This window comes from Lacrimispora algidixylanolytica, assembly GCF_003609635.1.
GTDB classification, from domain to species: domain Bacteria; phylum Bacillota; class Clostridia; order Lachnospirales; family Lachnospiraceae; genus Lacrimispora; species Lacrimispora algidixylanolytica.
This window is the reverse complement of record NZ_MCIA01000008.1, coordinates 25,985-49,471: the sequence shown is the minus strand read 5'-3', so window position 1 is coordinate 49,471 and position 23,487 is coordinate 25,985. Positions and strand designations below refer to the sequence as shown.

27 protein-coding genes are annotated in these 23,487 nt (G+C 40.5%); all 27 read left to right on the top strand.

Annotated elements, in window-relative coordinates; translation table 11 throughout:
• The first annotated feature begins 25 nt into the window (after positions 1-25).
• The 27 genes from fliF to BET01_RS06605 all read left to right on the top strand — a co-directional run bounded on the left by fliF (position 26) and on the right by BET01_RS06605 (position 23,440).
• On the top strand, positions 26-1,651 hold the full coding sequence (gene fliF / locus BET01_RS06735) for a flagellar basal-body MS-ring/collar protein FliF (RefSeq protein WP_120196047.1): 1,626 nt from the start codon (positions 26-28) through the stop codon (positions 1,649-1,651).
• On the top strand, positions 1,641-2,645 hold the full coding sequence (gene fliG / locus BET01_RS06730) for a flagellar motor switch protein FliG (protein ID WP_120196046.1): 1,005 nt from the start codon (positions 1,641-1,643) through the stop codon (positions 2,643-2,645). Before fliF ends, fliG begins: the two co-directional genes overlap by 11 nt.
• Complete coding sequence (locus BET01_RS06725; protein ID WP_120196045.1) at positions 2,629-3,435, top strand: FliH/SctL family protein; 807 nt, start codon at positions 2,629-2,631, stop codon at positions 3,433-3,435. Before fliG ends, BET01_RS06725 begins: the two co-directional genes overlap by 17 nt.
• A gap of 14 nt (positions 3,436-3,449) precedes the next feature.
• Entirely contained in the window at positions 3,450-4,751 is a 1,302-nt protein-coding gene (fliI, locus tag BET01_RS06720; protein WP_120196044.1) for a flagellar protein export ATPase FliI, read from the top strand.
• Positions 4,752-4,772: 21 nt separating this feature from the next.
• Positions 4,773-5,222: a flagellar export protein FliJ gene (gene fliJ / locus BET01_RS06715; RefSeq protein ID WP_120196043.1), complete on the top strand. Its 450-nt coding sequence runs from the start codon at positions 4,773-4,775 to the stop codon at positions 5,220-5,222.
• 73 nt (positions 5,223-5,295) lie between these two features.
• Positions 5,296-6,534 carry a flagellar hook-length control protein FliK gene (locus BET01_RS06710; protein ID WP_120196042.1) on the top strand — a complete coding sequence of 413 codons (1,239 nt, stop codon included), beginning with the start codon at positions 5,296-5,298 and terminating at the stop codon, positions 6,532-6,534.
• Between the two features lie 18 nt (positions 6,535-6,552).
• On the top strand, positions 6,553-7,263 hold the full coding sequence (locus BET01_RS06705) for a flagellar hook assembly protein FlgD (protein WP_120196041.1): 711 nt from the start codon (positions 6,553-6,555) through the stop codon (positions 7,261-7,263).
• A 14-nt stretch (positions 7,264-7,277) separates the two neighbouring features.
• On the top strand, positions 7,278-7,652 hold the full coding sequence (locus BET01_RS06700; RefSeq protein WP_120196040.1) for a TIGR02530 family flagellar biosynthesis protein: 375 nt from the start codon (positions 7,278-7,280) through the stop codon (positions 7,650-7,652).
• 77 nt (positions 7,653-7,729) lie between these two features.
• A complete protein-coding gene (locus tag BET01_RS06695) occupies positions 7,730-9,343 on the top strand; it encodes a flagellar hook-basal body complex protein (protein WP_120196039.1) in 1,614 nt (537 codons plus the stop codon).
• A 61-nt stretch (positions 9,344-9,404) separates the two neighbouring features.
• Positions 9,405-9,608, top strand: coding sequence for a flagellar FlbD family protein (locus tag BET01_RS06690; RefSeq protein WP_120196038.1), 204 nt, complete (start codon positions 9,405-9,407; stop codon positions 9,606-9,608).
• Between the two features lie 31 nt (positions 9,609-9,639).
• Positions 9,640-10,449: a motility protein A gene (locus BET01_RS06685; protein WP_120196037.1), complete on the top strand. Its 810-nt coding sequence runs from the start codon at positions 9,640-9,642 to the stop codon at positions 10,447-10,449.
• A 38-nt stretch (positions 10,450-10,487) separates the two neighbouring features.
• Entirely contained in the window at positions 10,488-11,273 is a 786-nt protein-coding gene (locus BET01_RS06680) for an OmpA/MotB family protein (RefSeq protein WP_120196036.1), read from the top strand.
• An 18-nt stretch (positions 11,274-11,291) separates the two neighbouring features.
• Positions 11,292-12,311 carry a flagellar motor switch protein FliM gene (locus tag BET01_RS06675; RefSeq protein WP_120196035.1) on the top strand — a complete coding sequence of 340 codons (1,020 nt, stop codon included), beginning with the start codon at positions 11,292-11,294 and terminating at the stop codon, positions 12,309-12,311.
• 48 nt (positions 12,312-12,359) lie between these two features.
• Positions 12,360-12,719, top strand: coding sequence for a response regulator (locus BET01_RS06670; protein WP_120196034.1), 360 nt, complete (start codon positions 12,360-12,362; stop codon positions 12,717-12,719).
• 24 nt (positions 12,720-12,743) lie between these two features.
• On the top strand, positions 12,744-13,190 hold the full coding sequence (gene flgC, locus BET01_RS06665; protein ID WP_120196033.1) for a flagellar basal body rod protein FlgC: 447 nt from the start codon (positions 12,744-12,746) through the stop codon (positions 13,188-13,190).
• 50 nt (positions 13,191-13,240) lie between these two features.
• Positions 13,241-14,575: a flagellar motor switch protein FliN gene (gene fliN / locus BET01_RS06660; protein ID WP_120196032.1), complete on the top strand. Its 1,335-nt coding sequence runs from the start codon at positions 13,241-13,243 to the stop codon at positions 14,573-14,575.
• A 17-nt stretch (positions 14,576-14,592) separates the two neighbouring features.
• On the top strand, positions 14,593-14,952 hold the full coding sequence (locus BET01_RS06655; RefSeq protein ID WP_147422798.1) for a flagellar biosynthetic protein FliO: 360 nt from the start codon (positions 14,593-14,595) through the stop codon (positions 14,950-14,952).
• Between the two features lie 11 nt (positions 14,953-14,963).
• Entirely contained in the window at positions 14,964-15,626 is a 663-nt protein-coding gene (gene fliP, locus BET01_RS06650; RefSeq protein WP_120196030.1) for a flagellar type III secretion system pore protein FliP, read from the top strand.
• A 14-nt stretch (positions 15,627-15,640) separates the two neighbouring features.
• Positions 15,641-15,901 carry a flagellar biosynthetic protein FliQ gene (locus tag BET01_RS06645; protein ID WP_120196029.1) on the top strand — a complete coding sequence of 87 codons (261 nt, stop codon included), beginning with the start codon at positions 15,641-15,643 and terminating at the stop codon, positions 15,899-15,901.
• Positions 15,902-15,927: 26 nt separating this feature from the next.
• On the top strand, positions 15,928-16,689 hold the full coding sequence (gene fliR / locus BET01_RS06640) for a flagellar biosynthetic protein FliR (RefSeq protein WP_120196028.1): 762 nt from the start codon (positions 15,928-15,930) through the stop codon (positions 16,687-16,689).
• A gap of 25 nt (positions 16,690-16,714) precedes the next feature.
• Positions 16,715-17,776: a flagellar biosynthesis protein FlhB gene (flhB, locus tag BET01_RS06635; protein ID WP_120196027.1), complete on the top strand. Its 1,062-nt coding sequence runs from the start codon at positions 16,715-16,717 to the stop codon at positions 17,774-17,776.
• A gap of 40 nt (positions 17,777-17,816) precedes the next feature.
• Positions 17,817-19,886 carry a flagellar biosynthesis protein FlhA gene (gene flhA, locus BET01_RS06630; RefSeq protein WP_120196026.1) on the top strand — a complete coding sequence of 690 codons (2,070 nt, stop codon included), beginning with the start codon at positions 17,817-17,819 and terminating at the stop codon, positions 19,884-19,886.
• On the top strand, positions 19,883-20,698 hold the full coding sequence (locus BET01_RS06625; RefSeq protein ID WP_243117142.1) for a sigma-70 family RNA polymerase sigma factor: 816 nt from the start codon (positions 19,883-19,885) through the stop codon (positions 20,696-20,698). Before flhA ends, BET01_RS06625 begins: the two co-directional genes overlap by 4 nt.
• Before the next feature lie 15 nt (positions 20,699-20,713).
• Entirely contained in the window at positions 20,714-21,517 is an 804-nt protein-coding gene (locus BET01_RS06620) for a flagellar hook-basal body protein (protein ID WP_120196025.1), read from the top strand.
• 14 nt (positions 21,518-21,531) lie between these two features.
• Positions 21,532-22,305: a flagellar hook-basal body protein gene (locus tag BET01_RS06615; protein ID WP_120196024.1), complete on the top strand. Its 774-nt coding sequence runs from the start codon at positions 21,532-21,534 to the stop codon at positions 22,303-22,305.
• A 33-nt stretch (positions 22,306-22,338) separates the two neighbouring features.
• The gene (locus BET01_RS06610) at positions 22,339-22,965 is read left to right on the top strand and encodes a chemotaxis protein CheC (RefSeq protein ID WP_120196023.1); all 627 of its coding nucleotides are present in this window, start codon (positions 22,339-22,341) and stop codon (positions 22,963-22,965) included.
• Positions 22,958-23,440: a chemotaxis protein CheD gene (locus BET01_RS06605; protein WP_120196022.1), complete on the top strand. Its 483-nt coding sequence runs from the start codon at positions 22,958-22,960 to the stop codon at positions 23,438-23,440. Before BET01_RS06610 ends, BET01_RS06605 begins: the two co-directional genes overlap by 8 nt.
• Positions 23,441-23,487 lie beyond the last annotated feature (47 nt).

Below are 23,487 nucleotides of genomic sequence, written 5' to 3'. Positions count from 1 at the left end.
ATGGATAACGGGGCGGACAGAGTCGATGGAAAAAATTAAGGAATTTTTGAATGGTCTTAGCGGTAAGACGAAGAAGATTATTATAGCTGGAATTGTGGGTGTTTTAGTAGTTGCAGGAGCGGTGGTCCTGGCATTATCCATGCGACAGAAGCCTTTTGAGGTAATGTTTACAGGCGTTGGCAGCGAGGAAGCAAAGCAGATCATAGGAAAGCTACAGGAAGATGGCGTTTCCTATCAGTATGAAGGTGGAGACATTCTGGTACCGGTAGAGCAGATGGATACGACCAGAGCAAAGCTAGTTTCAGAAGGATATCCCAAAAGCGGTTTTACATACGATGTTTTTAAGAATAATGTTAACTTAATGACGACTGATTCAGACCGGAAGACTTTTAAGCTTTATGATCTGGAGACCAGAATTGGTTCCACGATCCAGCTCTTTGATGGTGTAAAAGAAGCATATGTTACGATAGCCCTGGGAGAAACTTCCAAGTATGCGCTGTCTGAGGATAGTGCAAAGGAAGCGAGTGCTCAGGCTGTTATCGTGATGAAAGATGGAGGAGCACCTACAGAGGAACAGGCTAAGTCTGTTCAAAGACTTATATCCAGAAGTATTCCTGGTATGGTCATTGACAACGTTTCTGTTTTTGACGGCAATGGTAGAGAAATTACTGTAGACTCTAAAGAGGATGATCTTAACACTGGTAAAGCAAACGAAGAGATTGCAAAAGTGATTGAAGATCAGATTTCAGCTAAGGTTATTAATGTTTTAGGACCCGTATATGGCAACGGAAACGTAAAGGTTTCTGCAAAATGTACGGTCAATATGGATAAATTGATTCGCGAGAGCATTGTTTATAATACTCCAGATAAGATTGATCAGAAGGACAAAACTGGTATTATTTCAGAAGAGACCATTAATAAGGAGTTTTCTGGTGATAAGCAAACTGCCTCCGGTGTTGCTGGATCAGAAGCAAATGCTGATATTCCAGAATATAATGCAGCAGGTACTGGAACCGGTGCTGAGGGCTCTTATGCTTCCAATGGTCTTAGCAGAAAGTACCTTATTAACCAGATTAAGGAGCAGGGACAGATCAATCCCGGAAGTCTTGAGAATCTTACGGTTTCCGTTGTTGTGAACGGGGCTGATTTTGGTACGCTCACTGTGGACGATATTCGCAACCTGGCTGGTAATGCGGCAGGCATTACCCAGGCAGAACGGGCAGAGAAGATTACTGCAGTAGCAGCACCGTTTTATACTGTTGATGTGCCAAAGCAGCCGGAAGACACAGCTGAGGCAGGGGCAAAGGGTATGATTATTAATCAGTGGGTACTAATTGCGGCAGCGGTCGGAGTCGTATTACTTCTATTAATCGTTATATTGGCGATTAGAAGTGCAAACAAAAAGAAAGCCATGCTCGCCGATACGGAGGATAGTCAAGAAGATGTTCCTATCGTTCGAGAGATTCCAGAGGTTATGGAAGAAGAGGTTGTGGAAGAAATTGAACCGGTTGAACCTGAGATTTTCGTTCCGGAGGTGGATCGAGGTGCAGAGCTGCGTGAGAGTATTCGTGATTTTGCAGATCAGAATCCTGAGATTTCAGCTCAGTTACTGAAAGCGTGGTTGAACGGAGGGGAGAACAATGACAACTAGTCTAAGACCAGAACAAAAAGCGGCAACTGTTATTGTTTCGCTCGGAGTAGACAAAGCGTCTAAAGTTTATAAATATCTTTCCGAAGAGGAAATTGAAAAACTCACAGTGGAAGTGGCAAAGCTAGGGCACGTAGAAGCCAAAGCCACAGAAGAGATACTGGATGATTTTTATAAGACCTGTTTAACACAGAAGGTCGTAACCGATGGCGGTCTTGAATACGCTAGGACAGTTTTAGAAAAAGCATTTGGCGAGAGCACTGCGAATAATCTTCTTCAGAAGGTGACACAGTCGTTAAAATCCAGATCCTTTGGATTTATTAGAAAGAGTGATTCAAAAAACTTATTTTCTATTTTACAGCATGAGAGACCGCAGACCATTGCTCTGGTTCTCTCTTATACTACAGAAGATATGACGGCGGAACTGATTTCTGAGCTGCCTCCTGAAAAAAGATTTAAAGTGGTAGAAGCCATTGCAAGAATGGAAAGTGCATCTCCAGATGGCATTAAGATCGTGGAAGATGAGATTAAAAGAAAGTTCTCAGGCATCATCACCACCGATTACACAACTGTGGGCGGTATCGATTACATTGCAAACGTAATGAACCGTATGGATCGAGGAAACGAGAAACTTATCTTCGAGGAATTGGGGAAAAAGGATGCAGATCTGGCAGACACAATCCGCAAAAAGATGTTCGTGTTCGAGGATATTGTTACCATGGACAATCGTTCCATTCAGCGTTTCATTCGCGAGTGCGATATGAAGGATATGGTTTATGCTCTTAAAGGAACCAATGAGCAGATTTCTGAGGCAATCTTTGCTAATATGTCCAGCCGTATGAGAGAGAGTATTATTTCTGATATGGAAGTTACCGTTAATGTTCGTGTGAAGGATGTACAGGAAGCTCAGCAGAGAATCGTTGCGACCATCAGACGTCTGGAGGAAGAAGGCGAGCTGATCATTAGCAAGGGTGGAAAGGATGATATCATTGCCTAATATTATGAAAGGAACACGTACAGGTGATCGTGTTCTGGAATACGCATTTGACAGAACGTTTGATGATATCATTGAGATTTCTAAGCAACAGGAACAATTGGAAGAATTGGTAACTGAGGCGTTTGTAGATCAGGTGACAGATAAGCTGAAAGAAGAAGCGGAATCGATCTACAAACAGGCTTCGGATGCATATAAAGAAGCAACAAAACGGTCAGAAGAGATACTTTTACAGGCAGAGGAAGAGGCTAGAAGGCTTCAAGAGGAAGCACGAGAAAACGGCTACTTAAACGGTTACGAGGCGGGATTGCTTGACGGAACCAACAAAGCTTATGAGGATCATAAGACAGAGTTAGACCTGCAGATGGAAGAATTTAAGACTACTGTCAGGCTGACCATAGAAAGTATCACTCGGGAAAAGGACAAACTTCTTGAAAAATACATGGACGACCTAAAGAAAATCACTTTGACCATAGCGGAAAAGGTAATTCAAACCAGCTTAAAATCAAGCGGTGAGATCATAAAACGAATGATTGTAGGAGCGGCAGGAAAGCTGAAAAAGACCCAATGGGTAAAAATCTATGTATCACAAAAGGATGCAGGGATGATGATGCAGGGAGATGTGGGACTGTTAAACGAATTGTCCCATATTTCAGGTAATATTAAAATCATCTCCATGGATCATGCAGAAGATGGCAGTTGTATCATTGAGCTTCCAGAAGAAATTATTGATGTTAGCGTCAATACTCAGATTGAAAATATCAAAGGAATACTCAATAATGCCAGACTGTAGCAGGAGGAACTCCCATGTTTAAGGAACTTTCTGATCTTATAATGAAGACAGAGACAATTGATCACATTGGTAAAATTGAAAATATTGTTGGAATGTCCATGGAAGCATCGGGCGGTAAAGCCAGTATCGGTGACATTGCTTATATCTACAATGAGGACAAGCAGGAACAGATACCGGTAGAAGTAGTAGGATTTAAGGATGATAAGATACAGCTTATGGCCTATGAAAATATGAATGGCATTGCTGCAGGCAGTTTTGTAAGGAATACGAAGCGCCGATTAAAAATACCCGTAGGCGATTTTTTAAGAGGTCGTATCATTGATGCAAAGGGAGAACCCATGGATGGGAAAGGCCCTTTTGAATCACCCAAGTTTTACTATGTTGAGAATCCATACATCAATCCCATGACACGTCCTCCTATTTCTGAAAAGCTGGAATTTGGAGTTAAAGCCATTGATGGAATGAATACCATAGGAAAAGGACAGCGTATTGGTATTTTTGCAGGTAGTGGTGTTGGTAAGAGTACTTTGCTTGGAATGATAGCCAGGAATGTCAAAGCAGATATTAATGTTGTGGCACTGGTTGGAGAGCGAGGCAGAGAGGTCCGTGAGTTCATTGAAAAGGATCTTGGACCGGAAGGAATGGAGCGATCTGTTTTGGTGGTTGCTACTTCGGATCAGCCAGCCATGTTGCGTATGAAATGCCCTCTGGTAGCGACTACCATAGCGGAATATTTTAAAAACCAAGGCTTGAATGTATTGCTCATGATGGATTCCCTCACCCGATTTGCTATGGCTCAACGTGAAATCGGACTTGCCATCGGCGAACCTCCTGTGGCCCGTGGATATACGCCTTCTATATATGCTGAGTTCCCTAAACTTCTAGAACGTAGCGGGAATTTTGAAGAAGGCTCTATTACAGGTATCTATACGGTGTTGGTAGAAGGTGATGATACGAATGAACCAATTGCAGATACGGTTCGAGGTATTGTAGATGGGCATATTGTACTTAGCAGAAAATTGGCCAATGCAAACCACTTTCCAGCTATTGATGTAAGCGCAAGTATCTCAAGGTTGATGAACAATGTTGTATCAGAGGAACATCGTTTGTTGGCCTCTCGGGTCAGAGATATTTTGAGTATTTATGAGAAAAACGAGGATCTTATTTCCATTGGCGCCTATAAAAGCGGTACCAATCCAAAACTAGATTTTGCAATTGCTAAAATTGATAAGATAAATGAATTCCTTTGTCAGGGAATACAGGAAAACAACAGCTATGAAGAGATCCTGGATAAGATGAAAGAAATTTTAGGGTAAGGTTGAGAAAGCGAGCTGCAAATGAAAAAATTCAGTTTTCCTTTAGACACAGTTTTAAATTATAAAGATCAGATTTTAGATAATCTAAAAAGCGAACATGCCCTTATCCTCACTCAGGTATCCAAGCAAGAGCAAAAGATTTTTTCTTTGTCAGAACAAAGAGGAACTGCCTGCACCCGGTTTCGGGAAGAGACTCACTGTGGTATGTCAGTAAGCGCCATGCGTGAATATGAGTCATATATTACTTACATGCAGCAGAGAATTCTTTTTGAAGAAGGAACTTTAAAAAAGCTGAAGAAAAAAGAAGAACATAAGCGCGATGAAGTAGTAGAAGCCAAAAAAGAAAAGTCTTCTATTGAAAAGTTAAAGGAAAAAAAGCTTACTCAGTATAATAAAGAAGTCCTTCGTAGCGAAGAGTTGTTCATTGAAGAATTTGTATCAAACACCATGTCAGTACGCAACAGTAGGTAGTCCTGTCAGAGATAACTCTGTCAGTTACCATAGAAAATAATGCCAATAGGCAGATAAGAAAGGAGGAGAAGAGATGAATGTTAATACAAGTTATGTAGACCTGATTGACAAGCCGAAGTCAGAGTCCTCTAAAAAAGAGGGAAAGACAGAGGAGGGGATTGCTGGTTTTAAGAATCTGTTGAAGGACAAGACCCAGAAGAAAAGTACAGGTTCCGAAAACCCCAAAACAGAAGCAAAGAATAACGGGGAAGACGCAGGAGTTCAATACATAGGCAACAATCCTTCTGATAATAAAGTTGTTGAAAATGATGTTCCTGTTCAAGAGCAAAAGCTGCCGGAAGAATTTTTACAGAGTATTCTATCACCTGGAATCTTTCAGGGAAATAAAAACTCTCTTGAGCTATCTGGAAAAATCAACCCAACTCAGCTTTTAAAATCACTTAACCCAGACAAGCAAACAGAAGAAATTAAGGGTCCAGGTGTGGTAGCAAAGGGATTTGAAAATTTGATTTTAGATGAATCAAAGAAGCAAACTAGCGTGGTTTTACCAAAAGGTCCCGGCTTAGCGCTGATGGGAAAGAAGCCAGAACTTACTGAAACTAATGCTTCAGAGAAGAGCCAGGTGGTATTGGAAGGTCCAGGTGTTGTAAAAAAAGAGACATTAACCGGACCGGGATTTGCCGAGGCTATTAAGGAATCGGTTGGACCAGCATTTATAAAAAATGAAAAGACCGAAGCAAAAGAAGTAAAAGAAGTTAAAGAAGAAGACGGAATTACTTTAAAGGCCTTTGAAAATCTTAACAGTCGGAATCCGGAACCAGTTCATGCAATACACGGACAAGAGGAAAAAACCGTAACCATGCCTGTGAATGAAAACAATCCGGAAGAATTGGAAGACAGATTATCTAAGCAAATCCTAAGCCAGATTAAAACTGGAAAAGACAGCATGGAGCTTCAGCTGGAACCACACAATTTAGGTAAGATCCTGCTTAAGGTTTCTTATGAAAACAATCAGGTGCACGTATCCATCGTTTGTTCCGAGAGTAAGACGTTAAAGCTTATTTCTCAGTCAGCAACTGAAATAGGAAACATACTGGAAGCCAATGTGGAACGTCCATTCCAGGTAGTTGTGGATAAGGCGGACGTGGATTATTTGAATAACCGCAATCAGGATCAGCAAGGTGGCGGACAGGAACAACAGCGTCAGCAGCAAAATCAGAAGCAATCTGATGATGGTGGTGATGATTTTGCCCAAAAGCTGAGACTGGGAATGTTTGGTTCCTACAGCGGAGAATTCAAAGAGGCAGAATAGGGATAAGGAGATGAAACAATGGCAGTGGATCCAATAAATACTGCGGCAGCAGCGAAAACGAACCAGGTAACAGGGGAAACGACAGCCAAAAAAAACAGTGATCTAAGCACAGAAAGCTTTTTTAAACTTTTGGCAGCTCAGCTTCAGAACCAGGATATGTCAAACCCCATGGACAACTCAGAGATGATGACCCAGATGACCCAGATTGCCATGATGCAGGCGATGCAAAATTTCTCAACTGCAATGGATGATTCGGCTAAAGTAAACACAATTAATTATGGTACTTCCATGATGGGTAAGAAGGTGGCTATTGCTTATACGGATAAAAATGGGAATCTGGTAAATAAAGAAGGACTTGTAGATAGGGTAGATATTTATAATGGTACTCCTAAGCTATATCTGAGTGGTGATTCGACAAATAGTTATGCTGTTTCAAGTATTATGTCCGTTTATAATAATGCATCTACAGCAATGGATGACTTTTCAAAAATAAACACCATTAATTATGGAACTTCTATGGTTGGGAAAAAAGTAATGGTGACTGGTAAAGACGCGAATGGAATTGCGGTGAAAAAAGAAGGAACAGTAGCTAAGATAGAGATCCATGATGGTATTCCAAAGTTATACTTGGAGGGAGATACAACCAATAGCTATGCTGTTTCCGATATTGTCACTGTTTATGATACGAGCACTGATACAGAAACAACTGATAATAAGGCCAAAGATTAGACAGGTGATGCTACATGATTGAAAAAATAAACCAATATGAGGACGTCAGGCAGCTGAAGCTTCGCAGTTCTACAGCAATGTCAGGTTGTGGCAGTAGCTTTGGTGATATACTTCAGGAACGCATTAATAAAAGCGGTGATCTTCATTTTTCCCGTCATGCGGCAGAACGGGTGAATGAAAGAGGGATTGAGATGTCTGATGCATTTTTAAATGACTTAAAGTCCGCAGTTGAAAAAGCCCGGTTAAAAGGTGCCAAGGATGTAGTGATTATAAGTGAGCGGGGAGCTTTTATTGTGAATGTCCCCAATAACACGGTTGTAACTACGATGTCTGGCAATGAAATGAAAGAAAATATATTTACTAAGATCGACAGTGCCGTTTTGCTATAGCCGGACCGTTAAGGGGGCTTATCCTTTATGTCTGATTGACATAAGGAGAACGGTGATGTAAAGAAAGGAAAAAGCATATGGTTAAATCAATGTTCGCTGGTGTTGCAGGACTTAAGGCACATCAGTCAAAGATGGACGTTATCGGTAATAATATTGCGAATGTTAATACGTGGGGGTTTAAATCTGCGAGCATGTCCTTTAAAGATGCCATGTATCAGTCCACTTCCTCAGGTTCCTCAGGTAATACAAAGAACGGAGGATATGGTGCGGTAAATGCAAACCAGGTTGGATATGGTGTAACAACAGGTTCTATTGCTTATGATTTTGGTACAGGTGGTATGTCACCGTCCTCAAACGGATTGGACTGTATGGTTGATGGAACTGGTTTTTTCCTGGTTGGACCGATGTTGAATGCTGGAGATATTCCTCTTGATACAGAAGATGCGGTTAAATCTAGTGGATTGTATCTTTCCAGAGTCGGTAAATTTAAAGTCGATCCAAACGGTTATTTGGTTGATGATGGCGGTAATTATGTATACGGATTCGAAAACAAAGCCTATGTTGGTGATCCAGATTATAAGAAAGGGTCATTGAAGCCTTTAAAACTACCTACCAAAGCAGATATGGAGGCAGTTACGAAAGGTAAAAGCAGTACTGCACTTGCAAATGCGAAAACGGCATTAGATAAAGCTCAAGCAGCTGTAAATACCGCCGTTCTTGCGGCAGGTACGGCAAGACAGGAATATTTTGAAGCAAAAACACTTTATGATGCAGCTTACAAAGCGAATGATATTGGAACGCTCAATACCGATTTAAATACTCTAAAAGCAACCATGGATAGCTTATATTCAGAGTATAAAAATGATACTACCGGGGATCCACTCGGAACTAAACTAAAAGCTTATTCTGAAGCCAAATTAAAATATGATCAAAAGAATTTTGAATTACTCAGGGCAAAGTCTAAAGTGAATTTAGAGAAGCCTCTCAACGGATCTTATACAACTGAAGGCGCATTAGATACTGTTATTAACAAATATGCTTCAGACTACAATGCTCTTCAAGCTGGAGATCCAACTAACACTACAGCGTATGCTGCTTTAAAGGCTGCTTTAGCGACTTCAACTGTGGAATTGGAAAAAGCGCAAACATATCTTTCTGGTACAGAAGCAAATTCATTGCAGGGAATTTTGACAACGAAAGAATTAAATGTTGCTGACAAGGATTCTAAATTAACCGCAGCACAAGAGGCCTTAAAATCAGCAGATAGCACATACAAAACTGCTCTGGAAGCTAATTCAAAGAGTCAGGGAACGTCTACCTCTGATACAGATGGTGTAGCTGAATTTTCAAACTATAAAATACAACAAGATGGAACCATTGTTGGAACAACAAGCGATAATGCTACAGTTGTCATTGGAAAGATAGCATTAGGTAGCGTACCGAATACCGGAGGTCTTGAAAAAGACAGTGGATATTACTACACCATCGGCGCCAGTGCTGGCAATGTAAGCGTATATGAAGCTGGTGGTTCTCAAGGAAGAATCCTTGGAAACTACCTAGAAATGGCAAAAGTAGACCTTTCCACTGAAATGACAGATATGATCACCACCCAAAGAGGATTCCAGGCGAACTCAAAAATCATCACGGTAACAGACCAAATGTTAGAAGAACTGGTGAATCTGAAGCGATAATTTTTCATAATATGGAGAGGCATACAATGCCTCTCCTGACAAAAGGGGAGGGGACCACGCTGTGATTCATTTGACAAGACTAAATGGGGAAGAGTTTGTAATCAACTGTATGCAGATTGAACGGATTGAATCCATACCAGAATCCAATGTGATACTGGTGAACGGAAAGCATTACGTTGTACAGGAAAGTGTGGATGAGATCATTGCACGGACAGTAGAATTTAATGCAAGAATCTGTGCAAGCGCACGGAAGATGGAAGACTGATCTAGGATTGAATGAAAATGGGAGGGTATTCATGGATGTATCTTTGATCATAGGGTGGATACTGGGCGCTGTCTTGATCGTTATAGGAATTGGGGCAGATAAAGTAGGTAATTTTATTGATATACCCAGTGTTATCATTGTTATCGGAGGGACTGCAGCTGCGCTCATTGCCAGTTATCCATTTAGAATGTTGGCCCAGATTCCTAAGCATGTTGGTATCATGTTTGGATCTCAGAAATACAATCATGGCGAGGTTATCTATAAATTTGCAGACATGGCCCAGACTGCCAGAAAAAGAGGACTTCTTATTTTAGAAGAACAGGCGGGTTCCATACTTGATCCATTTTTAAAGCAAAGTGTTATGCTCATTGTAGATGCAGTGGATGCTGAGCGGATCAGGGAGATATTGGAAGGGGAAGTGAATGCATTGATTGATCGTCACGAACAGCAGATCAGTATTTATGAGAGATGTACCTCACTTGCACCTGCTTTTGGTCTGGTGGGAACTCTTGTGGGACTGGTGAATATGCTGAAGGGACTTAATGTAGAGCAAGGCGCAGGCGGTATTGGAGCAGATATGTCCACAGCACTGTTAGCTACGTTCTATGGATGTATTCTGGCTCATTTGATATTTGCACCAATGGCCAAAAAACTTCGAATCCGCAATGAGGAAGAAGTTCTTTATAAACAGATTATAATAGAAGGTGTATTGTCGATACAAGCAGGAGATAATCCGAAATTTCTGGTGGAAAAGCTTTTCTCTTATTTATCACAGAACCAGCAGAAAAAATATATGAGAAATGGAAGTACCGGGGCAGACGACACAGGTGCTGTTTCATAAGACCGGTTCCAGCTACAAGGAAAAAAACAGGTGGTTATATGATAAAAAAGGACAGGAAACAAGAAGAGCCTGGAGGATGGCTGGATACATATGGCGTTATTGTTACTCTGCTTTTATGTTTTTTTATCCTTTTGTATTCTGTTTCTTACATTGACCAGAATAAATGGAAGATACTTGTGGAGGGGGTAAACTCTAGCGTGACTGAAAAGGAGGGCCAGCAAGTTCCTCCAGTGAATGGAACGCAAGGAGAACCCGTTTCTGATTCTGCTATTGATGCCGGCACTATTACAGATTTTGGCCAGCTTGATCATGTGTTAACGCAGGTGATTGAAGAACGGAGTCTACAGGACTCTGTAAAGATTACTTCAGGAGATGACTTCACTTTTATAACATTTCATGATAAAGTGTTTTTTGATGGTGACAGCTCCATTCTTCGCCAGGAAGGCAAAGAACTGCTGGATCAATTTGCTGGGGTATTATCCAGAGCGGACAGTACCATTAAAGGAATACAGGTTTTGGGGCACACTTCCCAGGTTAATCCTGAAAGGCCTAATAATATTCGCAATGACAGGATGCTTTCTGCCCAGCGTTCCGCGGAAGTGGTCATCTATCTACAAAGCAGGAATGCTGTTTCTCCAGAAAAACTGGTGAGTATAAGTTTTGGTCAGTACCGTCCTATCGCACCACTTGGCACGGAAAATGGGGGAGAGATAAATCGTCGTGTAGAGATCCTGATCACCCAAAGCAACAAGGTGGAGAAATCCCTGGAGGAATACTATCGCCAGGTATATCATCAGAATCAGCAAGAAACGGACAATAAATAAAAAGCGGGAGTGAAACAGATGGCTGAAGTATTATCCCAAAGTCAAATTGATGCACTGCTCAATTCCCTTCAGGGAAGCGATGAGACTATCGATGAGATTGATAAAAAAGCAAGTGACGCAAAATATAGGAAGTATGATTTTTACAGTCCTAAAAAGTTTACAAAAGACAAACTGAAAATATTAAAGAGTATCTTTGACAATTATTCCAGAATGGCTGGTTCTCAGATTAACGGGTTATTCCGTACATCGAGTGAATTGTCAGTTATTACGGTGGAAGAGCAGCGGTATTATGAATTTGCGAATGCTTTGAATGATAATGATATACTTACCATTGTTAATGTAACGGTGCCAAATATTTCCCAGAGTCCGCCTCTTTTAATCAATGCCAGCATGAGCTTGATGCTAAGCCTTATTGACCGTATGCTTGGAGGTGTAGGGGAAGAAGCTGATATCGATGAATATTATACATATACAGAGATCGAAATGGCCCTCTACCGAAAGGTGATTCAGTATTTAATTGGAGCACTCAAGGATTCCTGGTCCAGTTATATCAACCTTAATTTCAAATTGGACAGGCTAGAGGAAAACCCTGGAATGTTTCAGGAGATTGGTGTTGATGAAACCATTGTTATTGTGGTGATTGATGTGGATTTAAAAGAATGTACTGGAAGGCTGAATGTCTGCATACCAGGAACATTGCTTTTGAATATATTCGAAATCATGGAAAAGAAAAAACATAATGCACTGGGAGATGAGCTTAGGAGTCAGGATAACAGAAATGATATCTTTAGCTCCATTAAGAGTTCTGATTTATTGGTTCAGGCAAAAGTCGGCGATGCAGTAATCACTCTTGATGATATTTATAATCTTCATGTGGGCGATGTCATTAATCTGAATACGCCAAAAGAATCGGATATTCAGCTTTATGTAGAAAGTCAGCCATGGTTTAAAGGCCAGCTGGGAGTCCATAAGCGGAATGTCGCAGTACAGATTGATGATCTGATTGAAAAAGGAAATTACCAGACCGGTGAAAACTGAGTCAGGGATTATATAAAGTAACATAGGATAACAAAGGAGATGTTGAAAATGGCAAAAATATTATTAGTAGATGATGCAGCTTTTATGAGAATGATGATTAAGGACACGTTATCTAAGAACGGATATACGGATTTATATGAGGCTTCTGATGGAGTTCAGGCAGTACAAATGTTTTCAGAGATTAATCCTGATCTTGTTATTATGGATATCACCATGCCAAATATGGATGGACTTGAGGCATTAAAGGCAATTAGAGCAAAAGCACCAGATGCGGCTATTGTTATGTGTTCCGCTATGGGACAGGAAAGTATGGTTATTGAGGCGATTAAATCTGGTGCAAAAGATTTCATTGTAAAACCTTTCAAGCCAGATCGTATCCTTAAGACAGTAACTGGCATTATCGGCTAAAGCTGATATTTGAGGAGGGTACATATGTCATTTTTGAGTTCAATGAACATCAGTGCGTCAGCAATGACTGCGCAGCGTCTTCGCCTTGATGTCGCATCTGAAAATATTGCGAATATTGATACAACTAGAACAGAAGCTGGCGGTCCTTATCGAAGAAAAATGGTAGTACTTGAAGCCAAAAACGAAAACAGTTTTAGAAAAGTCCTTATGAATGCGGCGGGTAAAAGCTGGCAGCAGAGTACAGGGGGGGTCAGAGTCTCACAGATTGTGCAAGACACTAGTCCTCTAAAGCCAGTATATAACCCGGAACATCCAGATGCGGATGAAAACGGCTATGTGCAGATGCCCAATGTAGATTTGATCAAAGAAACGGTGGACAGTATGTCTGCAACTAGATCTTATGAGGCCAATATTACAGCATTTAACGCCATAAAGATGATGGCTTCCAAGGCGTTGGATATCGGGAAATAAGGCAAAATATGGCATAGAGGGCTAAATGAGTATAAAGGGAGAAAAGTTGTATGGATTCGAAGAATTTTAGCGCATTTGAGATTGATGCCATAGGCGAAATACTAAACATAAGCCTGGGTGCCTCAGCCACTGCAGTATCTACCATGCTCAATGCCAGAGTTGACATTACGACACCAGTGGTCAGGGTATTAGCAAGGGATGAATTTGAGATTTCAAACCTAGAGCCTGCCGTAGGCGTAGAGATTACATATACTGCAGGATTAAGCGGAAGTAATATCATGCTATTGAAAAAGCATGACGTAAAGATTATTGTTGATATGATGATGGGAATGACAACCCCAGAGGAAGATTTTGAATTAAATGAGCTGAACATCAGCGCGATCTGCGAAGTCATGAATCAGATGATGGGAGCATCAGCAACAGCACTCTCTGAGTTTTTATCAAAAGCAGTTAATATTTCGACTCCCAGTTCATTTGAAATTGGGGACCTTAATGATTTTAAGAAGAAATATTACGACAAAAATGAGGTCATGGTCGTCGTCGGCTTTACATTAAAGATCGCAGATCAGATGGAAAGTGAATTTATAAATGTGATGCCTCCAAGCCTTGCGAAGGAATTGGTGGGTGGATTTTTCACTCCAGATAGTCAGGAATCACAGCCGGAACCAGTAAAAGAGCCGGAAAAACCAGCGGCAGGATCCGGAGGAGGCGTTCTCTCTCAGGCGGATATTGAAAAGCTTTTGTCAGGCGGTACAACTCCAGAACCAAAGGTAGAGCCACAGCCAGTGGAAAAACCGCAGCCGGTTCAGGAATCGTCAGGCGGAGTTTTATCTCAGGCAGAAATTGAAAAACTTCTGGCTGGCACTCAAAATACTGAGCCCCCTAAAGTGGAACAGCCTTTAACAGCAGTACCTACAGCAGGAGGGCAGATGTCAGGAGCAGATCAAACAAACATGCAGAATCTGATGAACCAGTTACAGATGCAGCAGCAGATGATGAACCAGATGCAGCAGATGATTTCACAACTACAGGGTGGAGCGCAGGATGTAACAAAGGAGATTCAAGATCCTAAAACAATCAATGTGAAACCAATTCCTCAGAAGAATTTAAAAGATAGCGTTGGTAATTACGAAGAGCAGGAAGAAAACAGAGAGTTAATCATGGGAGTTCCTCTGGAGGTTTCCGTAGAAATTGGAAGAACCAGAAAACTTGTGAAGGATATACTTGAGTTTACGAAAGGCTCCCTGGTCGTTCTTGATAAATTAGCAGGTGATCAGGTAGATTTATATGTAAACGGTCGCTGTATCGCAAAAGGTGATGTCGTAGTTATAGATGATAATTTTGGTATCCGAATTACAGAGATTGTAAAAGGAAATATCCAGTAGAGAGGGAGTGACAGTCGTTGAACAGTGTTATAAGTCTGGTATCAGTATTAATTATCACGATTTTAATTTTGTACCTAAGCTATGTATTTACAAAAAGTCTTGGTAAGGGCATCGGGTTAAAACGTGGGGGTACACATATGCAGATGCTAGACAGACTTCCGCTGGGTCAAGATAAGGCGGTTGCTATTGTTCGATTAGGCAGTCATTATTATTTTATCGGCATCGCGGCTTCTCAGATTACCCTTCTTGCTGAAATACCAGAAGATGATATTGATGCAGAAGGGTACGAATCCTCACCGTTTCCGGGCGCTGAGGGGTATCTGGATTTTAAAAAAATTCTTAAGAAATATACAGATAGACACAGGAAAGATGAGTAGGGAGGAACAGAATGAATACAGATGCCTTGGTTAATATCAATGGGGGAAGAATGCCAACCCTTGAAATTTTTCTCATTCTAACCATCATCTCGTTGATGCCTTCTATTTTAGTGATGATGACATCCTTTACAAGGATTGTCATTATCTTGTCTTTTACAAGGAATGCTCTTGGAATCCAGCAAACACCACCTAATATGGTTTTGGTAGGAATTGCATTGTTTTTAACTTTGTTTATCATGGATCCAGTCATAAAAGATATCAACACAAATGCTTATCAGCCTTATATAAAGGAAGAGATAAAACAAGATGAGGCTTTGAAACGGGCAGAGGTTCCGATGAAACGTTTTATGCTAAAACAGACGGAAACAGAAACTCTAAATGTCTTTAGTGATCTCGCTAAGATAGATAAGCCAGAGAAGTTAGAAGACCTTCCAATGACGGTAGTCATTCCTTCGTTTATGACCTCTGAGCTAAAGAGATCGTTTACTGCAGGATTTATGATTTTCCTGCCGTTTATGCTAGTGGATATTATTGTATCCAGTACGCTTATGTCCATGGGTATGGTAATGCTACCTCCGGCAATGATCTCACTTCCTTTCAAACTTCTATTATTTGTGACGATTAATGGATGGGAGCTGTTGTTTACAAACCTGGTTAAAAGCTTTCATTACTGACAGGAGGTATTATTATGACAGAAGTTGCACTTAGCAGTTTGATGTATGAGATGTTTGGGGCAGCGGTAAAGCTTGCTGGTCCCGTATTAGTTGTAAGTATGATAATTGGTATTATAATCTCCATCTTACAGGCGGCAACCCAGATCCATGAGCAGACCATAACTTTTGTGCCAAAGCTACTTGTCATAGGGTTGATGCTACTGATTATGGGAAGCAATATGATGGACATGCTTAGTGATTTTACGATAAAAATTTTTAATACCATGCTGGGATAGGGAAAAGCAAAGAAAGGAAGAATTCAATGCCGCAGATAGAACAGATTACGCTGTTTTCCCTGATTCTTATGAGAATGTCAGGATTTATTCTGCTGAACCCTATTTTAGGAAGAAAGAATATACCGGTGCAGGTGAAGGCTGGAATGGTGATGGTGTTCACGCTTCTTATTTACTCCTTTTCTTCTACACAAGTACCGGAACCGGTCAATTCTATTGAGTATGCAGTTATTCTCATGAAAGAATTTGCTATGGGATATGCAGTTGGGTTTGTGATTGATTTGTTTTTTTTGGTCATCACGTTTGCAGGTTCCGTGATAGACTATCAGATGGGGTTATCAATGGCTACAATTTTTGATCCTCAAAGCAATGCGCAAATTGCATTAAGCGGTAGTCTATATCATACTTATTTCATGTTGCTGTTTTTCGCAGTTGATGGTCATCTGGCACTTTTTAAGCTTTTGATTACATCGGCTGAATTTGTCCCATATGGGCAGGTGGTTTTTGGTCCGCAAGTAGCTTGGGCGATGACAGAGGTATTTGTTCAATGTATGGTTATGGCTGTTAGGTTTGCATTTCCAATTGTCGCAATTGAATTTTTAGTAGAAATCGCGGTTGGAATCTTAATGAAAATCATACCGCAGATAAACATATTTGTTGTCAATATACAGGCAAAGCTCATTGTTGGCTTATTGATGCTTATCTTCTTGTTTTCCCCTATGTCAGAGTATTTGAGTGATATTATAAGTCAGATGCTTTTAACCGTACAGCATATAATAAAGCTTTTATAAGAGCAAAGGATGTGAGAAACGAAACATGGCAGATAGTTCAAAGACCGAAAAAGCCACCCCGAAAAAGCGGCGGGACGAACGGAAAAAGGGACATGTTGCAGTCAGTAAAGATGTAGTAATGATATGTTCTCTACTTGGAACGTTTTTGATGTTAAAGATGCTGTTTCCTCTCATGTACCGTACGATGCGGGATTTCATGATTAAATACATTAGTCTGGCACCTATGGCAGAAACATTGTCTGATCATGCGAAAAGGGCATACCTAGATATGGCTACAGCCGTATTAAAAGGAGCAGTACCCATTGTTGTTGTTTCCATGTTGCTAGCTATTTTTGGCACAGGATTGCAGACTAAATTTATATTTACAAAGAAGAATATGGTGCCTCAGTTTAACAGACTAAATCCTTTAAAAGGCATCAAGAACATGTTCTCATTAAAAAGCTTGATCGAGTTACTAAAGAATATAATTAAAATTACAATTTTAATTATTATTTTGTATCAGATTATTATGGGCGAATTACGTGGAGTTGCTAGAACCATTGATATGGATTTCCTGGATTCAGCAGTTTTTGTACTTAATTCCGTAATGAGTATGGTTTTTAAAGTTACCATTGTATTTTTAGCAATTGCAGCATTTGACTATTTTTATCAATGGTGGGATTATGAGCGCCAGATTAAGATGTCAAAACAAGATTTAAAAGAAGAATTTAAACAGACAGAGGGAAATCCTGAAATTAAGGGACGAATTCGGAACTTACAACGAGAAAGAGCCAGGTCCCGTATGATGCAGGCAGTACCCACTGCAGACGTAATTATCCGTAACCCCACCCACTTTGCAGTAGCCCTGCGCTATGATTTGGAAAAGGACAGTGCTCCTATGCTGGTCGCAAAAGGGCAAGACGAGCTAGCTCTTAGAATCGTGGCAGTCGGTGAAGAGAACGGAGTATACGTATTAGAAAACAAACCTTTGGCAAGAGGTATTTTTGCCAGCACACAGGTTGGGGCGGAGATTCCTCCGGAGTATTATGGTATGGTTGCAGAGATTCTGGTTTATGTATACCGTATGAATAACAAAATCATCGAATAGAAAAAGCAGCAGAGATACTTGAAAGAAATGGTGTAAAAGAATGAAGAACTTACTGAAGAATTCCGTAGTGGTATTTGTCATTATAATTGTACTTCTGTTGATCATTCCATTGCCTCCCTTCTTTATGGATGTAATGATTATCATAAATATAACCCTGTCCATGATTATCTTGCTGATAAGCATGAACATTAGAGAGCCATTGGAATTTTCCATATTCCCATCTCTGCTCTTGATTACCACCCTTTTACGGCTGGGTTTAAACGTGTCTTCCACACGTAATATTTTGTCGCACCAGGGAGCCTCAGGCCAGGTAATCAAAGCGTTTGGTGATTTCGTTTTACAGGGAAATATTGTAGTTGGTTTTATCATATTCATTATTATTGTCTTGATGAACTTTCTTGTTATTACCAAAGGTACAGAGCGAGTATCAGAAGTAGCAGCCAGATTTACCTTGGATGCTATGCCTGGTAAGCAGATGGCCATTGATGCAGATTTAAGTTCTGGTTTAATTAATGAGCAGGAAGCAAAGACGAGACGATATAAGATACAAAAGGAAGCCGATTTTTACGGAGCCATGGATGGTGCTACCAAGTTTGTTAAGGGAGACGCCATTATGTCCCTTATCATCGCAGCGGTTAACTTCATTGGTGGTGCAGTAATAGGTATGGTTCAGGCTACTATGCCATTTTCCGAGGTTATGACGGTATACAGCATCGCTACAGTCGGTGATGGACTGGTCAGTCAAATTCCTTCTCTTTTAATTGCTACAGCGACCGGTATGATTGTAACCAGAGCGGTATCAGAAGGCAGCTTAAACGAAGATGTATCTGCACAATTCCTAGCTCAGCCCAAAGCGATTATGCTGACTGGAGCTGTTATGGTAGTGCTTATGTTAGTTCCAGGTATGCCTAAAATTCAGTTGGCAGTTATGGCGGTGGTACTTGTTGCTTCCGGTTTCCATCTGGAGAGAAAAGTAAAACAGTCAGCAGTTAGGGAAGAGATGTTAGAAGCAGCACATGCTGTGGAAGAGGCATCTCAGGCACCTTCTGATGAGGAATCTTATTATCGAGATGTAAATAATGTATATTCTTTAATAAATGTTGAACCGATAGAGATGGAATTTGGTTACAGTCTCATTCCACTGATTGATGAGAGCAGTGGTGGAAAGATGATTAACCGTATCGTCATTTTCCGAAGGCAATATGCCCAGGATATGGGATTTGTAATACCATCGGTCAGGCTTAGAGATAGTTCCAGCTTAAATACCAATCAGTATGTGATTAAAATCAGAGGTGAGGAAGTTACTAAGGGAGAGATCTTGGTGGATTATTATCTGGCCCTGGAGCCTCCGACGCTTTCTGGAGAGGTAGATGGAATTGAAACTGTAGAGCCAGCGTACGGAATCCCTAGTAAGTGGATTCGACCTGAGAATAAAGAGATGGCAGAGATTTACGGATATACGGTTATTGATCCACTTTCTGTTATGCTCACTCATCTGTCTGAAACCATCAAGCAGCATGCTTATGAAATGCTTGGAAGGCAGGAGGTAATGCAGTTACTTGAGAATGTGAAAAAGCATTCTGCAGAACTGGTGGATGAATTGATCCCCAGCCAATTTACATATGGAAATCTTCAAAAGATCCTTAATAATCTCTTAAAAGAGGGCGTACCGATTAAGGATATGGAGACAATTCTGGATACAATCGTAGATTCGATTCCTGTTACCAGGGATATTGATGTCATAACTGAAAATATTAGAATCGCCTTAAAGAGAACTATTACAAGAATGTTCTGTGACGGAGGACAGATGAAGGTTCTAACCCTGGATGCAGATCTGGAGAAAAATATTATCAGCAGTATGGCAAAGGGCGAACAAGGAGTATATCTTGCCCTCAGCCCCGATGTGATGCAATCGGTAATCGGACAAATGGGGGAACACATTAAAAAGTTCAGTGATTTAAATCAGAAGCCGGTAGTATTAACAAGCCAGGTTGTCAGGCTGTATTTTTATCGCTTGATCGAGCAGTTCTATCCCAATGTATATGTCCTTTCGTTTAATGAGATTGCAAATAATATTCAGATTCAGGCAGTCGGAAATATTACCGTTTGACAGAATCTTATGTCAGAAAGGCAGTGTTAGTCGGAATGGAACAGGATTTTAGTCAATTTACCAATGAAGAGTTACTAGTTAAATATAAGCGGAATAAGGATATTAAGATCAAGCATGAGCTGGTACTGCGTTATATGTATATGGTCAAGAGTATATCCATTCAAATGCGTGACGTATACCTAAGCTTTGCTCAGGTGGAAGACATCGTGAACGAAGGGGTCCTTACAATCATGAGTGGGTTGGAAAAGTTTGATCCAGATATGAATGTTAAGTTTGAGACATATATTTCAAAACGGATACGCGGTATGATTATTGATATGGCAAGAAAACAGGACTGGATACCAAGAAGTGTAAGAAAGAACGCCAAAGATTTAGACAGTGCATCTATGGAATTATGTAACCGTCTAGGGCGATTTCCAACACCCAAGGAAACTGCAGATCACATGAATATTAGCCTGGATAAATATCAGGAAGCTTTAGGTAAGACAAATATTTACAGTGTGCTTTCTTTGGATATGGTTTTGGAGGCCGGAAGTGAGAATAAAAAGGTTGTTCAGCTTCCCTCTATTAATGAAAATGATCAACCAGAAGATCATTATCTCCAGGAAGAATTTAAGCAGGTTCTTGTCACTGCTATAAATAATTTAAAAGAAAATGAGCAAAAGGTTATTTCTTTGTATTATATGGACGAATTAAATATGAAGGAGATTGCTCAGGTTATGAGTGTTAGTGAGCCCAGAATCTCCCAGATTCATTCAAACGCCATACAAAAGCTAAGGCTTAATTTGACCAATTTTATAAATGGGAAATAAGGAAGGGGATAAAATATGTTTCACGGGTTTTATAATCTGGCGTCTGGCATGCTATATCAGAACCGGAACTTGAATACAATCAGTAATAACATGACAAACGTGAGTACCCCAGGATATAAGTCTGATCGTCTAGTCAGCACTACATTTAAAGATGAAATGCTCTATCGCAATGGAAATCGTAATAAAAGTAATCCGACACAGATTGGTTCAGTATCCATGATTCGTTCTGTAGGCGTTACAAAAACCAGCTATAATCAGGGAAATGTGGAAGAGACCGGAAACAATTTGGATTTTGCACTGACACAACCTGGCTTTTTTGCTGTTCAAGATAAGGACGGAAACCGTCTTTATACGAGGAACGGCTCTTTTGGTGTTGATCAGGAGGGATATTTAAGTTTATCCTCTCAAGGGAGAGTCCTTGGAGAAGATGGTAATCCCATTGAGATGACCACGGATCGAATCACAGTTGACAAATCTGGTAATATATATGAACTGCCATTAAAGGGAGTAGGAGGCGATGAGGAAGGAACAGAATCCGAAGAAGAAGAGCCAGTACTACTTGGAAAAATAGGCGTTTTTAATTTTAATGATTATACTCAGCTTGTAAAAGGAAATAATGGGACCTTTAAAGCGACAGAAGATGGCACTGTAGTGAATGGCGGAATCCAGTGGAAATCCATTGAGCGGTCTAACATTGATCCAATGGAAGAGATGACAGCTATGATGACTAGCCAAAGAGCATCTCAAAGTGCGGCTCAGGTACTTAAAATGTATGATCAGCTTATGGGAAAAATCGTAAGTGATATAGGCAGAGTTTAAGGGAGGGTTATTGAATGAATCAATCTTTTTACATAGGAGCGTTGGGCGCATTAAATCAGCAGACTAAGATGAACATTGTGTCCAACAATATTGCAAATGTCAACACCGTGGGTTATAAATCTCAAAACGGTGTATTTTCTGATTTAGTATATGAAAATGTTAGAAATACTAAGGGAGAAAATGCAGCTAAGTCAGGAAGCGGTACAATCGTTGATAGTGTAAAAACCAATATGGGTGCGATGCCATATAATGAAACGGGACTTGAACATGATTATGCCATTCCTGGGGAAGGGTTTTTTATGTTAAAAGATCCTGTAACAGGAGAGGTTACCTATACCAGAGATGGACGTTTTCAGCTTGCTAAAACAGAAGATAAATTCTATCTTGTTAACACAGAAGGAAAACGAGTTATGAATATGGATAAGGTAGAAGTATCCTATGATGTGAAGCCAGCTTCCTATCCTGAAAACAAGGAAGACGAAGAGGTAGAAGATAAAGAAGAATTGAATGAGGGAGAGCATGACCCAAAAGCAATTGGAGTATATACATTTAACAGAATGGATGGACTTCAAGATGTAGGCGGGAACGGTTACGTGGCTTCAGCAAAAAATGGTGAGCCCATTCTTCTTGAAAAAGCAAAAGTTGTAAAAGGCGCTCTGGAGAATTCCGGCACGGATCTTGCCACTGAGATGACAAGATTAATGGAGGCGCAAAGAGCCTATTCCTATGCACTTAAGATGGTACAGACTTCAGATGAAGTAGAAACCACAATTAATTCGCTACGGTAAAGATCGTAGGCGTTAAGGAAAGAGGGCGATGAAATGAAAATTAGACGTTATGATGAAATGAATGGATTAGGCCTTGATTTAATTCGTGAGATCGGCAGTATAGGCACCGGAAATTCAGCAACTGCATTATCTTCTATGCTTGGAAAATCGGTACGTATGACGGTTCCGGATGTCCAGATCCTTGGTTATAATGAAGCCATTCAATTCCTCGGTGATCCAGAAGAGATCGTAGCTGCAGTTCTGGTAAAAATGACAGGTGAAATAAATGGACTGATGCTATTTATTTTGAAGCTGGATTTTATCAATGAAGTGCTTAGCAGCGTTATGCATAAAGAAATTGAAGACTACTATCAGTTAAACGTGCTGGAAACATCCGCTCTTGAGGAAATTGGAAATATAATAATCTCATCTTATGTAAATGCAATGTCCACATTAAGTGAGGTAACAATAAATTTGTCCGTTCCAGACATCGCTGTTAACATGCTGGGAGGAATTTTAAGTGTACCGATGGTAGAGTTTGGTTATCAAACTGATAAAATGATGATGATTAGCGGCCAGTTTGTTATTGGCGGAAAAGTACTTCACAGCGACCTTCTCATGATGCCAGATATTGAATCACTGAATTTTTTGATGGAGAAACTGGGGATTACGAATGGATAAACAAATTACTGTAGGGATCGCAGATATGAAGTTCGCCAGGCAAGAGGGAACTCTTATCACATATGCACTTGGTTCCTGTATTGGAATCAGCTTATACGATCCCATGATTAAACTAGGAGCGCTGGTACACATCATGCTCCCAGAAGTGTACGGAACTGGTGATGGTAATGCTTTTAAGTATGCGGATACCGCTCTTACAGAAACCTTTCGAAAGATAGAAATTATGGGAGCGAGAAAACCACGTCTGGTTGCCAAGATAGCTGGAGGAGCCAAGATGTTTGAGCTGCAGGGAAACAGTACTCTGGGTAATATTGGTGCCAGGAATATAGTCAGTGTAAAACAGATATTAAAAAATTCAGGTGTACGGCTTGCTGCGGAGGATGTTGGAGAGAATTATGCCCGCACAATGTCAGTTGATATCACTACTGGGGCGGTGAAAATCCGCACCTACGGGAGAGCGGAAATTGTTTTGTAATCATTATGAACCAGCAGAAAAATGTCGATAAACAGGTAAGCAGGTGT